Origin of the sequence: Streptomyces albidochromogenes (genome assembly GCF_005981925.1) — a bacterium.
Lineage (GTDB): Bacteria > Actinomycetota > Actinomycetes > Streptomycetales > Streptomycetaceae > Streptomyces > Streptomyces albidochromogenes.
In genome coordinates, this window is the sequence record NZ_VBVX01000625.1 from 1 (window position 1) to 1,271 (window position 1,271).

At 35.8% G+C, this 1,271-nt stretch carries 2 protein-coding genes; both read left to right on the forward strand.

The genetic code is table 11. The annotated features are described in order from the left end of the window. Positions 1-46 precede the first annotated feature (46 nt). The gene (locus tag E2E34_RS37680) at positions 47-769 is read left to right on the forward strand and encodes a hypothetical protein (protein WP_138905727.1); all 723 of its coding nucleotides are present in this window, start codon (positions 47-49) and stop codon (positions 767-769) included. A gap of 29 nt (positions 770-798) precedes the next feature. Continuing rightward, positions 799-1,271, forward strand: a 473-nt coding sequence (locus E2E34_RS37685) for a pepsin/retropepsin-like aspartic protease family protein (protein ID WP_208765418.1), incomplete at its 3' end; no start/stop codon positions are given.

A 1,271-nucleotide genomic window follows, 5' to 3' on the forward strand; every position in this document is an offset into this window, starting at 1 on the left:
CCCTTACAATTGGTAGCGCCGCAAGTTAGATCGAAGATATCAGAGAATGAGTAACATAGGAACAGTTAATTTAGGCATACCTGCCATCAAACCATTTTCAGGTAACAACAAGGATTATGATCCCAAAGAATTTATCCTGAAGATGCATCTTCAATTAGAGTTGAGAGCTCTTCCAGAAGAAGTTAAGGCTTTGTTTGTCGCAACCTTTTTAGAAGGAAAAGCATTAAGATGGTATGAAAGGTTGGACCTGATTGCTAAAAGAGATATCAAGTTGTTTGAGAAAGCATTTCTAGAAAGATTCCCGTCCCATGTAAGACAAGATACTATATTAGACTGGGCAAAGAAGTATCATAGTATTCAACAAATTACAACTGTGCAAAATTATAATCAGCAATTTAGAGATGTAACTTATCAATTACCTGATAACGTGTACCTGCAGCAAGGACATTTGATAAAGTATATTTTGGGTTTAAAGAAGATGATAGGTTATGAAGTTAGTCAAAGAAATTGTAGCACATTAGAAGAAGCAATGGACGTAGCTGCAAGATTTGAAGCCGCTAGAGATCTGAGAGAAAAATTGTATTTCCGTAAACCAAAAAGGAATGAATACTCAGAATTGAGGGTATTCGAGAAGGAATCCAGTCAGGATGACCAAATGGAGGTCGATAGTGTACTGACAAGAAGACATTACCCAAATAAATTAGAATGCTATAACTGTGGAAAAGAAGGTCATTTCGCAGCCAGATGTACAAATAGATCAAAAAACTGAAGCAGTCAAATAGACAGGTCGGATTTGACGTGCTGAAAGATCTGAATAAAAGTATGACTAGAAAGTCAAATAGATACAACACAGTAGGTGTTAATCAAATCGAGTTAGAAAGAAAGGTTAGAAATCAGAAGAGTTCTGAACAACCTAAATTAGAAAGAAATGATATTATTCGGAAGGATTATGAATTAAGTAAAGACTACGAAGACGTCGTAGATCATAGTAAAAATATTACAAGAGTACAAGGTAATATAGAAAGAAAAGAGAGCCTGCTAGAAAATTCGTGTAACGTTAATTTCGTAGGAAATATGGAGCTTAAAAAGAAACCCAGGAAATTACCAGTAGTAAGAGGTAAGGGACAGAGCACACTCCAAGAACCATGGTTTAGAATTCCAGTATGTGTCGAGGATAAAGAAAGTAAAGCTTTAATAGACACTGGAGCACAAAGTAATTTCATAGCACAAGAGTTGGTGAACGAGATGAGATTAAGTACAGAGATAGCACC

What these genes read in the sequence shown, in the direction of transcription:
- E2E34_RS37680 (WP_138905727.1), top strand. Translation starts at nt 47, where the DNA reads ATGAGTAACATAGGAACAGTTAATTTAGGCATACCTGCCATCAAACCA.